General features: G+C 72.8%; 15 protein-coding genes and 1 other RNA gene. 4 read left to right on the forward strand and 12 right to left on the reverse strand.

Annotated elements, in window-relative coordinates; all coding sequences use genetic code 11:
• Window positions 1–7 precede the first annotated feature (7 nt).
• From mraZ to rsmI, 3 genes are all read right to left on the reverse strand, one after another.
• Window positions 8–454: a division/cell wall cluster transcriptional repressor MraZ gene (mraZ, locus tag C6N40_RS02400; protein WP_106989397.1), complete on the reverse strand. Its 447-nt coding sequence runs from the start codon at window positions 452–454 to the stop codon at window positions 8–10.
• Between the two features lie 306 nt (window positions 455–760).
• Window positions 761–1,114, reverse strand: an RNA gene (rnpB, locus tag C6N40_RS02405) — RNase P RNA component class A.
• Window positions 1,115–1,154: 40 nt separating this feature from the next.
• Window positions 1,155–1,991, reverse strand: coding sequence for a 16S rRNA (cytidine(1402)-2'-O)-methyltransferase (gene rsmI, locus C6N40_RS02410; protein WP_106989398.1), 837 nt, complete (start codon window positions 1,989–1,991; stop codon window positions 1,155–1,157).
• Window positions 1,992–2,052: 61 nt separating this feature from the next.
• Between rsmI and C6N40_RS02415 the strand changes: the two genes are divergently transcribed.
• From C6N40_RS02415 to C6N40_RS02430, 4 genes are read left to right on the forward strand one after another with little or no spacing between them, the layout of a single operon-like run.
• Window positions 2,053–3,819 carry a penicillin-binding protein activator gene (locus C6N40_RS02415; protein WP_162782037.1) on the forward strand — a complete coding sequence of 589 codons (1,767 nt, stop codon included), beginning with the start codon at window positions 2,053–2,055 and terminating at the stop codon, window positions 3,817–3,819.
• On the forward strand, window positions 3,803–4,171 hold the full coding sequence (locus tag C6N40_RS02420) for a YraN family protein (protein ID WP_106989400.1): 369 nt from the start codon (window positions 3,803–3,805) through the stop codon (window positions 4,169–4,171). The genes C6N40_RS02415 and C6N40_RS02420 overlap by 17 nt, the downstream gene beginning before the upstream one ends.
• A 19-nt stretch (window positions 4,172–4,190) precedes the next feature.
• Window positions 4,191–5,579, forward strand: coding sequence for an FAD-binding oxidoreductase (locus C6N40_RS02425; protein WP_106989401.1), 1,389 nt, complete (start codon window positions 4,191–4,193; stop codon window positions 5,577–5,579).
• Complete coding sequence (locus C6N40_RS02430) at window positions 5,576–6,196, forward strand: uracil-DNA glycosylase family protein (protein ID WP_106989402.1); 621 nt, start codon at window positions 5,576–5,578, stop codon at window positions 6,194–6,196. The genes C6N40_RS02425 and C6N40_RS02430 overlap by 4 nt, the downstream gene beginning before the upstream one ends.
• 117 nt (window positions 6,197–6,313) lie before the next feature.
• Here C6N40_RS02430 and C6N40_RS02435 read toward each other — a convergent pair whose 3' ends face one another.
• From C6N40_RS02435 to nrdR, 9 genes are all read right to left on the reverse strand, one after another.
• Window positions 6,314–6,802 (reverse strand): phosphatidylglycerophosphatase A family protein, encoded by a 489-nt coding sequence (locus C6N40_RS02435; RefSeq protein WP_106989403.1) that lies wholly within the window; start codon window positions 6,800–6,802, stop codon window positions 6,314–6,316.
• A complete protein-coding gene (gene thiL / locus C6N40_RS02440) occupies window positions 6,799–7,761 on the reverse strand; it encodes a thiamine-phosphate kinase (RefSeq protein ID WP_106989404.1) in 963 nt (320 codons plus the stop codon). Before thiL ends, C6N40_RS02435 begins: the two co-directional genes overlap by 4 nt.
• Complete coding sequence (gene nusB / locus C6N40_RS02445) at window positions 7,761–8,222, reverse strand: transcription antitermination factor NusB (protein WP_106989405.1); 462 nt, start codon at window positions 8,220–8,222, stop codon at window positions 7,761–7,763. Before nusB ends, thiL begins: the two co-directional genes overlap by 1 nt.
• Complete coding sequence (ribH, locus tag C6N40_RS02450; RefSeq protein ID WP_106989406.1) at window positions 8,219–8,686, reverse strand: 6,7-dimethyl-8-ribityllumazine synthase; 468 nt, start codon at window positions 8,684–8,686, stop codon at window positions 8,219–8,221. The genes nusB and ribH overlap by 4 nt, the downstream gene beginning before the upstream one ends.
• Window positions 8,687–8,811: 125 nt before the next feature.
• Window positions 8,812–9,894: a 3,4-dihydroxy-2-butanone-4-phosphate synthase gene (gene ribB / locus C6N40_RS02455; RefSeq protein ID WP_106989407.1), complete on the reverse strand. Its 1,083-nt coding sequence runs from the start codon at window positions 9,892–9,894 to the stop codon at window positions 8,812–8,814.
• Window positions 9,891–10,496, reverse strand: a complete 606-nt coding sequence (locus tag C6N40_RS02460; RefSeq protein ID WP_106989408.1) for a riboflavin synthase — start codon at window positions 10,494–10,496, stop codon at window positions 9,891–9,893. The genes ribB and C6N40_RS02460 overlap by 4 nt, the downstream gene beginning before the upstream one ends.
• 90 nt (window positions 10,497–10,586) lie before the next feature.
• Window positions 10,587–11,675 (reverse strand): bifunctional diaminohydroxyphosphoribosylaminopyrimidine deaminase/5-amino-6-(5-phosphoribosylamino)uracil reductase RibD, encoded by a 1,089-nt coding sequence (gene ribD / locus C6N40_RS02465; RefSeq protein WP_106989409.1) that lies wholly within the window; start codon window positions 11,673–11,675, stop codon window positions 10,587–10,589.
• Window positions 11,672–12,151, reverse strand: coding sequence for a GNAT family N-acetyltransferase (locus C6N40_RS02470; protein WP_106989410.1), 480 nt, complete (start codon window positions 12,149–12,151; stop codon window positions 11,672–11,674). Before C6N40_RS02470 ends, ribD begins: the two co-directional genes overlap by 4 nt.
• Window positions 12,148–12,663 (reverse strand): transcriptional regulator NrdR, encoded by a 516-nt coding sequence (gene nrdR, locus C6N40_RS02475; RefSeq protein ID WP_106989411.1) that lies wholly within the window; start codon window positions 12,661–12,663, stop codon window positions 12,148–12,150. Before nrdR ends, C6N40_RS02470 begins: the two co-directional genes overlap by 4 nt.
• Window positions 12,664–12,669 lie beyond the last annotated feature (6 nt).

The following is a 12,669-nucleotide window of genomic DNA, read 5'->3' on the forward strand; positions in this document are numbered from 1 at the left end:
ACGCCCGTCACAGCCTCAGGTCGAGCATGTCCTCGCTGATCTCGTCTTCCCCGATGGTCAGACGGATCTGCGCGAGGTGCGCCTGCTCGCTCCACAATTCGAACTTGCCGCCCATGCCCAGCAGCACGGCCTTCTTCTCGATGCCCGCGGCGTTGCGGTGGCTGGCCGGCAGCAGCACGCGGCCGTTGCCGTCGGGCTCGACCACGGTGGCCGCACCCACGAGCTTGAGCTGCAGGTTGCGGTGCACGCGCTTGGCGTTGGGCAGGGCATTGACCTGGTCGCGGACCTTTTCCCAGGCCGCTTCCGGGTAGAGCCACAGGCAGCCGGATTCGTAGGGGTTGTAGGTGACCACCAGGCGGTTGGCGCAGGCGCGCGCGACCAGGTCGCGGTAGGCCGTCGGAATGGCCAGCCGCCCCTTGTCATCGATCGTGATCGCCGTTTCGCCCTGGAACATCGCCCTGGATCCGCCCTTAACCACCGAAAACCACAAAAAACCCGGATTTCCCTCAGATGTCCACGTTAGACCTGCCCCGGAGGGGTGTCAAGGACAAATTCGGGAGAAATTCGCCAAGCGGATCAAGGCGTTGCGCGGAACTTGAGAGTCTTGTTTAAGAACCATTCGGCAACTGTTGTTTCACATGGATTTGATCCAAAGATGTGAAACACATCGCAAACAGCGGCCAGCCAGAGGGCCGCAGGGCCGCTCGCCACCCCGGGGGCGTCCAGGGCGGCTCGGGTGCGCGATCGGCGCGGAAGGAAGTGGCGGAGCCGGCCGGTAAGCCGGGTTCTGTCGTGGACAGTCATTCCTCTGGGACCTGCGTCACCGCAGGCCTCAAGCAGCCAACCCGGGTGCGGCACGAGCCATGCCATAGCACCCCTATTTGGCCTTGCTCCAGGTGGGGTTTGCCGTGCCCCGCGGCGTTGGCCCCGCGGGCGGTGGGCTCTTACCCCACCGTTTCACCCTTGCCACGCGCCCTCGCGGGCCGTTCGGCGGTTTGCTTTCTGTTGCACTTTCCGTCGGCTCACGCCGCCCAGGCGTTACCTGGCACCCTGCTCTGTGGAGCCCGGACTTTCCTCGGCGCATTGCTGCGACGCGACTGTCCTGGCCGACTCCGCCGGCGCGGATTGTCTCACATCGCCGCCGCGGGCATCGCTCAGCCGCCGTCGCCGCCGTAGAGCGCCTTGCGCGGCGCGCCGCTCAGATCGGCCGCGAGCCTTGCGGCGACCGACGGCTTGAGGTGCTCGCTCAGGCGCGCATAGATGCGCTGGCCTTCGCGCAGGCGCGCCTCGGCATCGTCCTCGCAGCCGCGCACGACGATGACGAACTCGCCCTTGCGCTGGTTCTCGTCGGAGGTCACGCGCTGCGCGATGTCGCCCAGCGTGTCGCCCAGCACCGTCTCGAACAGCTTGGTGAGCTCGCGTGCGAGCACCGCTTCGCGCTGCGCTCCGAATTCGGCCACCAGGTCGGCAAGGCATTCCTCGATGCGGTGTGAGCTTTCGTAGAACACCAGCGTGCGCGTTTCCCTCGCCAGCGCCTGCAGGCGTTCGCGCCGCGCGCCGGCCTTGGCCGGCAGGAAACCCTCGAAGCAGAAGCGATCGGACGGAATGCCGGCCACCGACAGCGCCGCGATCGCCGCGCAGGCTCCGGGCACCGGCACCACCCGCAGCCCGGCCGCGCGCACCTCGCGCACCAGCCGGTAGCCCGGGTCGCTGACCAGCGGCGTGCCGGCGTCGGACACCAGCGCCAGGGCCTCGCCGGCCTTCAGGCGCTCGACCAGCCTCCAGGCGATGTCGGCCTCGTTGTGTTCGTGCAGCGCCAGCAGCGGCCGCTCGATGCCCAGGGCCTGCAGCAGCTGGCGCGTGTGCCGGGTGTCCTCGGCGCAGATCGCGTCGACGCCGGCCAGCACGGCGCGCGCCCGTGCCGTCAGGTCGCCCAGGTTGCCGATGGGCGTGGCCACCACGTGCAGCGCCCCTGCCTGTACCGTTGTCATGACCGCGCCCTCCGTGTGCACCGGCTATCATCTTACGCGGCAACCCATCCGGACCCCGACCATGCTGCGAACCGCCCCACTGCTGCTTGCCATCGCGTTGCTCGCCGGCTGCGCCAGCGTCAGCGTGCAGCGCGAGCCCTCGGCCACGTCGACGGCACCCGCCGCCGCGCCGACGCCGGCCTCGCGCCTGGCCGAAGAAGGCCGCCACGCCGAGGCCGCCGCGGCCTACGCCGCCCTGGCCGCCGAAAGCCGCGGCGCCGCCCGCGAGCGCGCTTGGCTGCGTGCCGCCTGGCAGCACCGCCTGGCGGGCAACGAGGCCGCCGCGCGCGAGGCCTGGTCGAACGTGCCGCGGCGCCGGCTCGAGGGGCGCGATGCGCTGCTGCACGACCTGCTCGGCGCCGGCTTCCAGCTCCGGGGCGGCCGGGCCGATGCGGCGCTGGCCCTGCTCGGCCAGTCGCGCGCTTCCGTGCCGGGCGAACTGGCCGCCGACTGGCATGGCCAGCGCGCCGACGCCCTGCGCCAGCTCGGCCGCGGTTTCGACGCGGCCGGCGAGCTGGCCTGGCTGGCGGCACTGCAGTCCGGCGAGGCGCGCGTGGCGACGGTGGGTGAGATCGTCTCGCTGCTTTCGGCCGAAACCGACGCCAGCCTTTCGGCGAAGGCGGCCGCGCTGCCGACGGGCCACCCGCTCTACGCCTACGCGGGGCGCACCTTGTCCCAGCGCGGGCTGCCGCTGCCCCGCCCCTACGACCGGGCTGGCTCCACCCCGGCGCTCGACGCGCTGCCGCCGGCCGAGCCGGACGGCTACCGGCCGCCCGAGCGCCTGGCCGTGCTGCTGCCGCTGAGCGGCCCGCTGGCCACGGCCGGCCAGTCGGTGCGCGAAGGCGTACTGGCGGCTTATTACGCCGAGCCGCGGCGCCGCCCGGCGCTGCGCTTCTACGACACGGCCGCACCCGGCGGCCTGCGCGAGGCGCTGGCCCGCGCCACCGCCGATGGTGCCCAGATGCTGATCGGCCCGCTCTCGCGCGAAGAGGTGAACACCGTTTTCGCCACGCCGGAGCTGTCGCTGCCGACGGTGGCGCTCAACCGCGGCGGCAATGCGACCACGCCGGGCAGCGCGAGTTTCGCGCTGGCCCCCGAGGACGAGGGCGTCGCGGCGGCCGAACGCCTGCTCGAGCGCGGCCAGCGCCGCGTGCTGGTGGTGACCCAGGCCGACGAGAACGCGCGCCGTGCGCTGGAAAGCTTCCGCGCGCACCTGGCCGCCGGTGGCGGCGAGGTCATCGGCGAAGTGATGGTTTCGCCCGACAACCCCGACTACGTGCCGGCCCTGCAGCAGGCCGTGGCCAGCGCCGGCGGCCTGCGTCCGGACGCCCTGTTCCTGAGCCTCAAGGCCGCCGAGGCCCGGCTGCTGGCCAGCCAGGTCGAGCCGGCCGGCCTGGTCGGCGTGCCGCGCGTGGCGACCTCGCTGATCCTCTCGGGCGCCAACCTGCGCCTGGACGTCGAACTCGAAGGCATCGAATACCCGGAGCTGCCCTGGCTGATCGGCCTGCGCGGCGGCCTGCCCGACGCCGACACGCTGGGCAGCACCCTGCCGGCGGCGCAGGGCGGCGGCGCGCGGCTGTTCGCCTTCGGCGTCGATGCCTGGCGCCTGGCCAGCTACCTCGACCGCCTGGTGTCCGACCCGGGCGCGCAGGTGCGCGGCGCCACCGGCGAACTCACGCTCGACGCCACCGGCCTGGTGCGGCGCAAGCCGGCCTGGGCGGTGTTCAGCGGCGGCCGCCCGCGGCCGGCGCCCGACGGCGCCCTGCTGCCCGATGCCGGCGCGCCCTGAAAAGCGCGCCACCGGCGACGCGGCCGAAACCGCCGCGCGCCATCTGCTCGAAGGCGAGGGCCTGCGGCTGCTCGCCAGCAACGTCAACTTCCGCTTCGGCGAACTCGACCTGGTGATGCGCGAAGGCGAGTGGATCGTGTTCGTGGAAGTGCGCTACCGCCGCGACGAGCGCTACGGCGGCGGGCTGGCCTCGGTCGACCGCCGCAAATGCCGCCGCGTCGCCCTGGCCGCCCGCGCCTGGCTGGCCCGCCACCCGGAACTGGCCAACGCGCCCTGCCGCTTCGACATCGTCGCCGCCTCCCCCGCCGGCCTCGACTGGCACCGGGCCGCTTTCACCCTCGACGACCTGTGAACTGCCCTAGACTCGACGCATGGCCGAACTGCCCGCGAACGTCGCCGAGGAACTGACTGCCCTGCTGGGGCCGGACGGGCTGCTGCTTGATCAAGCCGAGCGGCTGGCCTACGGCTACGACAACTCGCGGCGGCAGGGCTTGCCGCTGGCGGTGGCGCTGCCGACGGATGCTGCGCAGGTGCAGGCGATCGTGCGCCTGTGCCGCGCGCACAGGCTGCCGATCGTCGCGCGCGGCCGCGGCACCAACACCACAGGCGCCAGCGTGCCGGGCGAGGACGCGCTGGTGGTCTCGTTCGAGCGCATGGACAAGGTGCTGGCCATCCGCCCGGGCGACCGCGTCGCGGTGGCGCAGCCGGGCCTGCTCAACGGCGACCTGCAGGCGGCGCTGGCGCCGCATGGCCTGTTCTGGCCGCCCGACCCCACCAGCTCGGCCTTCTGCAGCATCGGCGGCAACCTGGCCTGCAACGCCGGCGGCCCGCGCGCCGTGAAGTACGGCGCCACCCGCGACAACGTGCTGGCGCTCAGGGCGGTCACCGGCACGGGCGAGCTGGTCGAGTTCGGCGTGGCCACCACCAAGGGCGCCAGCGGCTACGATCTCTCGCGGCTGCTGATCGGCTCCGAAGGCACCCTGGCGCTGATCGTCGAAGCCACGCTTCGGCTCACGCCCACGGCCACGCACCGGCGCGCGCTGCGCGCGCTCTACACCGACGTCGAAAGCGCGGCGGCGGCGGTGGCGCGGCTGATGGCGCAGCCGGTCACGCCCTCGATGCTCGAATTCATGGACGGTGACTGCGTGCGCCTGGCGCGCGAGGTCGGCGGTGCCGACCTGCCGGCCGCGGCCGGCGCCCTGCTGATGCTCGAGGCCGACGGCGAGGCCGCCGTGCTCGACGCCGCCGAGTCGGCCCTGCGCCGCGCCGCCGAAGGCCCCGGCTGCCTGTCGGTGGACGCCGCGGCCAGCGAGGCCGAGCGCGAAAAGCTCTGGGCCGCGCGAAAGGCACTGTCGCCCTCGCTGCGCACGCTGGCGCCGGGCAAGATCAACGAAGACGTGGTGGTGCCGGTGTCGCGCATCCCCGAACTGGTGGCCGCCGTGCGCGCCGCCGCCGCGGCGCAGTCGCTGGCCATCGTCTGCTTCGGCCATGCCGGCAACGGCAACCTGCACGTGAACATCCTCTACGACCCGGCCGACGCCGCGCAGGTGGCGCGCGCCGATGCCGCGCTCGAGGCGGTGTTCGACGCGGTGATCGCGCTCGGCGGCCTGGTCTCGGGCGAACACGGCATCGGCCTGGCCAAGCGCGACTTGCTGGCGCGCTCGCTGTCGCCGCCGACGCTGGCGCTGATGCGCGCGATCAAGGCGCAGTTCGACCCCGACGGCATCCTCAACCCCGGCAAGGTGCTGCCGCCGCCATGACGCGGCCGCGCAGCGAACTGGAAGCCCTGCTGGGCGAGATCCGCGCCTGCCGGCTGTGCGAGGCGCAGCTGCCGCTGGGCCCGCGACCGGTGCTGCGCGCCAGTGAAACCGCGAGCCTGCTGGTGGTCGGCCAGGCGCCCGGCACGCTGGTGCACGGCAGCGGCATCCCCTGGGACGACGCCAGCGGCGTGCGCCTTCGCGAGTGGATGGGCCTGGACAAGGCGCGCTTCTACGACGAGTCGAAAGTGGCGATCGTGCCGATGGGCTTCTGTTATCCGGGTCGCGGCGCCTCGGGCGACCTGCCGCCGCGCCCCGAGTGCCGCGCCACCTGGCACCCGCGCCTGCTGCCGCTGCTGCCGCGCATCGGGCTGGTGCTTGCGATCGGCCAGTACGCGCAGGCTTACTTCCTCGGCGAGACCCGCAAGAAAACCCTCACCGACACCGTGCAGGCCTGGCGCGACTACGCGCCGCGCATCATCCCCCTGCCCCACCCCAGCCCACGCAACGTCGGCTGGTTCAAACACAACCCGTGGTTCGACGCCGAGGTCGTTCCCGCCCTGCGCACCCGTGTCGCCGAGGTGCTGGGCCAGGTTTCTGCCGCGGATTTACGCGGATGAACGCGGATAGAGCAAGAGCATTCTTAAGTTCTATCCGCTCTTATCCGTGTGTATCCGTGTTCATCCGTGGCCAATCCTTCTTTTGCTCTATCCGCGTCCATCCGCGCAAATCCGTGGCTAAAAAAAGTAAGCCACGAGCTGCAGCGAGCCCAGTGCGTACAGGCCGGCCAGGGCGTCATCGAGCATGGTGCCGAAGCCGCCGTGCAGTTTGCGGTCGGCCCAGCTGACGGGCCAGGGCTTGGCGATGTCGAAGATCCGGAACAGCACCAGGCCGGCCAGCATCCAGGGCCAGCCGGCGGGCGCGGCGAAGAGCGCGACCCAGACGCCGATGAACTCGTCCCAGACCACCAGGCCCGGGTCCTCGACGCGGGTCTCGCGGATCACCCACTGCGCCGCCCAGCAGCCCAGCGCAAAACCCAGGGCCAGCACCGACAGGTAAACCAACGGCGACAGTTCCTGCATCAGGAACCACCAGGGCAGCAGCGCCGCGATGCTGCCCGCCGTGCCCGGGGCGCGCGGCGAAAAACCCGAGCCGAAGCCGGCCGCGATCCAGCCCAGCGGGTGCTTCATCACCCGGCGGTTGATGCCTTCGGGCGCGCGGCTCATGCGTGCCCGCCGCTGAAATGCTGGTAGCCGTCGGCGGGCGGCGTCCAGGCCTCGCCCTCGGGCGTGTCGAAGCGCAGGCCGGCGCCCGCCACCACCCGCCCGACCACGGTGGCCGGCAGGTCGAGCGCGGCCATGGCCTGCTCGATCTCGAAGGCACGCGACGCGGGCGCGGTGAAGCACAGCTCGTAGTCGTCGCCGCCGCCGGCCTGCAGCGCCCAGCGGCGCGGTTCGTCGAAGTGGTCGGCGAGCGTGCGCGAGGCCGGCAGGCGGCCGAGCTCGATGCGGGCGCCAACGCCGCTGGCCGCCAGCACGTGGCCGAGGTCGGCGGCCAGGCCATCGCTGAGGTCGATGCCGGCGCTGGCCAGGCCGCGCAGCGCCAGGCCCGCCTGCACCCGCGGCGTCGGCCGGTCGAGGCGGTGGCGCAGCTTGGCCGAGGCCGGGCCGCGCGCGCGCCACTGCGCCAGGCCCCCGGCGGCGTCGCCGATTGTGCCCGTCACCCAGATGTCTTCGCCCGGGCGCGCGCCGTCGCGGCGCAGCGCCTGGCCGGCCGGCACCAGCCCGAACACGTTGACGGTGATGGCCATCGGGCCGCGCGTGGTGTCGCCGCCCACCAGCGCCAGGCCGTGTTCGTCGGCGAGCGCGAGGAAGCCGTCGAGGAAATCGTCGAGCCAGGCCTGGTTGGCGTCCGGCAGGGTCAGGGCCAGGGTGCCCCAGGCCGGCGCGGCGGCCATCGCGGCCAGGTCGCTCAGGTTCACCGCCAGGGCCTTGTGGCCGATGTCGGCCGGCGCGGTGTCGTCGGGGAAATGCACGCCGGCCACCAGCGTGTCGCAGCTCACCGCGAGCTCATGGCCCGGCGGCGGCGCCAGCAGCGCGGCGTCGTCGCCGATGCCCAGCACCACGTCGTCGCGGCGCCCGGCGCGGGCGCGGATGCGTTCGATCAGGGCGAACTCGCCCGGCATCAGGACCGGCGGGCGGCCTGCGCCTCGGCCGCGCGCCAGGCGGCGGCGGCGTGGTCGAGCACGCCGTTGACGTAGGTGTGGCCGTGCTCGGAGCCGAAGCGCTTGGTGGTTTCGATGGCCTCGTTGATCACCACGCGGTAGGGCACGTCCGGGCGGTGGCGCAGCTCATAGGCGGCGATGCGCAGCACCGCGCGCTCGATCGGGTCGACCTGGTCGATGGTGCGGTCGAGGAAGGCGGCCAGCGCCTCGTCGAGCGCGCCCAGGTTTCTCTCGACGCCGCGAACCAGGTCCTCGAAGTATTCGAGGTCGGCCACTTCCATGTCCTGCTCGGCGCGGAACTGCTCGATCACCTTGCCGATGGCGGTGTTCGACATCTGCCAGGCGTACAGGGCCTGCAGTGCGCGGCGGCGGGCGCGCGAACGCGCGTGCGGGTCGATGCCGTCGGGACGGGTGTTCTTCATGCCAGCTTTCCGATCAGGTTGGCCATTTCGATGATCACCAGGGCCGCTTCCTCGCCCTTGTTGCCGTGGCTGCCGCCGGCGCGGGCCTCGGCGTCGGAGTATTCGTCCACCGCCAGCACGCCGTTGGCCACCGGCACGCCGGTGTCGAGCGCCACGCGCATCAGGCCGCGGGCGCACTCGTCGGCCACCTGCTCGAAGTGGCGGGTATCGCCGCGCACCACGCAGCCCAGGGCGACGATGCCGGCGTAGCCGACCCGGTCCAGGGCGCTGGCGGCGGCCACGGGCAGTTCCCAGGCGCCGGGCACGCGGATCAGGTCCACGGACTCGTCGGCTACGCCGTTGGCTGCGAACGCGCGGCGCGCGCCGTCGACCAGCGCGTCGGTGATGCGCGGGTTCCAGCGGCTGGCGAGGATGGCGTAGCGGGCGCCGGCAGGGCTGCGGACGTCTCCTTCGAAGTGGGGCATGGGGTGGGGACCTGGGAAATGGCCGTCAGTTTACCGCGGGAGGGACCCGGGGACGGAGGTAATTTCCCACGGGGATCATCCGGGAGCCCGTGCCACCAGGGGGAAATTACCTCCGTCCCCTGCCTTTACACGTACTCGACGACCTCCAGGCCGTAGCCGGCCAGGCCGACCTGGCGGCGCGGGGTGCCCAGCACCCGCAGCTTGCCCAGGCCCAGGTCGTGCAGGATCTGCGCGCCGGCGCCGTTGCGGCGCCACTCGCGGGCACGCGGGGCCTCGGGCACGGCGGTCTCGGTGATGCGCGCGAGCAGGTCGTCGGGCGTCAGCGGCTCGCTGAGCACCACCACCACGCCCTCGCCCGCCGCCGCCACCGCGGCCAGGGCCTCGCCGGTGGCCACGCCGAAGTCGGCGCGCTGCCAGTGCAGGGCGTCGGACAGCGGGTTCTTCACGTGCACGCGCACGAGCGTGGGCGTTTCGGCCCGGGGCTGGCCGAGCACGAGGGCGAAATGCAGGTCGCGGCTCAGGCGGTCGCGGTAGGTCACCAGCCGGAAGCGGCCGTGCACCGTGGGGATCTCGCGCTCGTCCACGCGCTCGACCGTGTGTTCGGTCTCGAGCCGGTAGCGGATCAGCTCCTCGATCGAGCCAATCTTCAGGCCGTGCTCGGCGGCGAACTTCTCCAGCTCCGGCCGGCGGGCCATCGAGCCGTCGGGGTTGAGGATCTCCACCAGCACGCCGGCCGGCTCGAAGCCCGCCAGCAGGGCCAGGTCGCTGGCCGCCTCGGTGTGGCCGCTGCGGGTGAGCACGCCGCCGGGCTGGGCCATCAGCGGGAAGATGTGGCCCGGCTGGGTCAGGTCGTCGGGGCTGGCGTCGGGTCGCACCGCGGTGCGGATGGTGTGGGCGCGGTCGTAGGCGCTGATGCCGGTGGTGACGCCCTCGGCGGCCTCGATGCTGACGGTGAAATTGGTGTGGTAGGGCGAGTTGTTGTCGCGCACCATCGGGCCCAGGCCCAGCTGGCGGCAGCGCTCGCGGGTGAGCGAGAGGCAGACCAGGCCGCGCGCGTGCGTGACCATGAAGTTGATGTCGCCGGGCTTGACCAGTTCGGCGGCCATGATCAGGTCGCCCTCGTTCTCGCGGTCCTCGTCGTCGACCACCACGACCATGCGGCCCTGGCGCAGCTCCTCGAGCAACTCGGGAATGGATGCAAAGCTCATGATTGCTCCTCGCGCGCGGCCAGCAGCCGCTCCACGTAGCGGGCGACGGTATCGACCTCGAGATTGACCGGATCGCCCGGCTTCGTTTCGCCGAAGGCGGTGTGGGCGACGGTGTGCGGCACGAGGTTGACCTCGAAGCCGCCGGCATCGACGGCGTTGACGGTGAGGCTGGTGCCGTCGACGGCGATCGACCCCTTCACCGCGACGTAGCGCAGCACCGACGGCGGCGCGCCGAAGCGCCAGCGCTGGCTGCGGCCGTCGTCCCAGACCTTCTCGACGCGTCCGACGGCGTCGACGTGGCCGGAGACGAGGTGGCCGCCGAGGCGGTCGGTGGGCAGCAGCGAGCGCTCGAGGTTCACGGCGGCACCAATGGCCAGGGAACCGAGTTTGGTCAGCGCCAGGGTTTCGTTGGACACGTCGGCGTCCCAGCCTTCGTCGTCCCAGGCCACCACGGTCAGGCAGCAGCCGCTGACGGCGATCGACTCGCCCAGGGCGATGTCGTCGTGGGCCAGGCTGCCCCAGGAGAACCGCAGGCGCTGGTCGCCGCCGCGGGCTTCGCGCGCCAGCAGCCGCCCCACCGATTGGATCAATCCCGTGAACATCCCGTCACCTGCACGTCCGGCCAGCGCCGGGGACCCACCATTCTACCCGCCCCGCCCGGGGCCACCGGGCAACCCGCCGCAACGAACCGTTCAGGGGGCGAGCAGGAGGCGCAGGTCGGGGCCGATCTGGCGGGTATCGAGCAGGCGCAGGCCCAGGCGCCCGGCCATCGAGGCCGGGGTCACGCCGGCCAGCAGGGGCCGGCCGCGCTCGCCCAGCAGCACGGGCGCGACGTAGAGCAGCAGTTCGTCGACCAGGCCGGCGGCCACCAGCGCGCCCGAAAGCGTGGCGCCGGCTTCGACCTGCAGTTCGTTCACGCCGCGCTGGCCGAGCTGCGCAAGCACCGCGCCCAGGTCCAGGCCCGCCCCGGTGCGGCGCACGGCGAACGCATCCACCTCGTCGCCGTAGTCGGGGACCATGTCTTCGCCGTGAACCGCCACCGTCGGCGCGGCGCCGTCGGTGAGCAGGCCGGCGCCGGCCGGCAGCCGGCCGCGCTCGTCCAGCACCACGCGCAGCGGCGGGATGAAGGTTTCGCCGGATTCCAGGCGCACCGTGAGCCGCGGGTCGTCGGCCAGCACCGTGCCGATGCCGGTCATGATCGCGCCCGAACGCGCGCGCCAGCGCATGACGTCGGCGCGCGAGGCCTCGGAGGTGATCCACTTGGACGTGCCGTCCTCCAGCGCCGTGCGGCCGTCCAGGCTCATGCCCAGCTTCACCCGCACCCAGGGCCGGCCGCGCTCGATGCGCGAGAAGAAACCGCGGTTGAGGTGGCGCGCGGCGGCCTCCATCAGCCCGAACTCGACCGCCACGCCGGCCGCCTCGAGCTTGGCGAAGCCCTGCCCCGCCACCTGGTGGAAGGGATCGCGGCAGGCCGCGACCACGCGGGTCACGCCCGCGGCCACCAACGCATCGGCGCAGGGCGGCGTGCGGCCGTGGTGGGCGCAGGGCTCGAGCGTGACGTAGGCGGTGGCGCCGGCGGCCCGGCCACCGGCGGCGCGCAGCGCCATCGCCTCGGCATGCGGTTCGCCGGCGCGTTCGTGCCAGCCCTCGCCCAGCACGCGGCGGCCGTCGGCGATGACGCAGCCGACCATCGGGTTGGGCCGCGCGGTGAACGCACCGCGTTCGGCCAGCTGCAGGGCGCGCGCCATGTGCGCGTGGTCGTGGGCGGAAAAGCCACTCATGCCGGAATGATGTCCATCAGGTGCACGGCGTGCCCGCGCAGGTGGGCGGCGCCCAGGTCGCGCCAGCCCAGCGCGGCGTAGAAACCGACGTGCTCGGGCGTGAACAGCCACAGCCGCGACACGCCCTCGCGCGCGGCCAGCGCCACGCATTCACGCACCAGCGCCTTGCCGATGCCGCGGCCGCGCGAGGCCGGGCGCACGAACAGGCTGGCCAGCCAGGCGTCGCCGACGCCGTTGAACTCCGGCGCGTCCTCGTCCACCAGGCTCACCGAGCCCGCCGGCTCGTCGCCTTCGAAGGCCACCAGCGTGGTCGGGCGGCCGCACCGGGTGGCGTGGTCGCGCAGCTCGTCGGTGGCCGCCTGCAGGCTCCAGTCGGCCGGATCGTAGAAGTGGCCCCAGTGCGCGTGGTGCCAGGCGGCCAGCATCGGCGCGAGGCCGGGGGCGTCGGCCAGGGGCCGGATCACCGCCGCGCTCACTTGCGCGCCTTGTCGCCCGAACCCTCGAGAAGCGGCAGCTGCAGGCCCTCCAGGCCCGGCAGGTCGCGCTCGAGCCGCTCGATCTCCTCGCGGAAGGCCTGCACGTCCTCGAACTTCCGGTACACCGAGGCGAAGCGCACGTAGGCCACCTGGTCGAGCTTCTTGAGTTCGGCCATCACGAACTCGCCCACCCGCAGCGAGGGCAGCTCGCGCTCGCCGCTCAGGCGCAGGGCGTGGATGACCGCGCGCACGGCGCCGTCGATCTGCTCGGCCGAGACCGGGCGCTTTTGCAGCGCACGGTCGAAGCTCACGCGCAGCTTGCGCTCGTCGAAGGCTTCGCGGCGGCCGTCGCTCTTGACGATGGCCGGCAGCTTGAGCTCGGCCGTCTCGAACGTGTTGAAGCGCTCGCCGCAGGCCTCGCACTCGCGACGCCTGCGGATGGTGCTGCCGTCGTCGGACACGCGCGAGTCGATCACGCGGGTGTCCTCGTGCTGGCAGAAGGGGCAGTGCATCCGCGC

This window comes from Arenimonas caeni (assembly GCF_003024235.1).
Taxonomy (GTDB): Bacteria; Pseudomonadota; Gammaproteobacteria; order Xanthomonadales; family Xanthomonadaceae; genus Arenimonas; species Arenimonas caeni.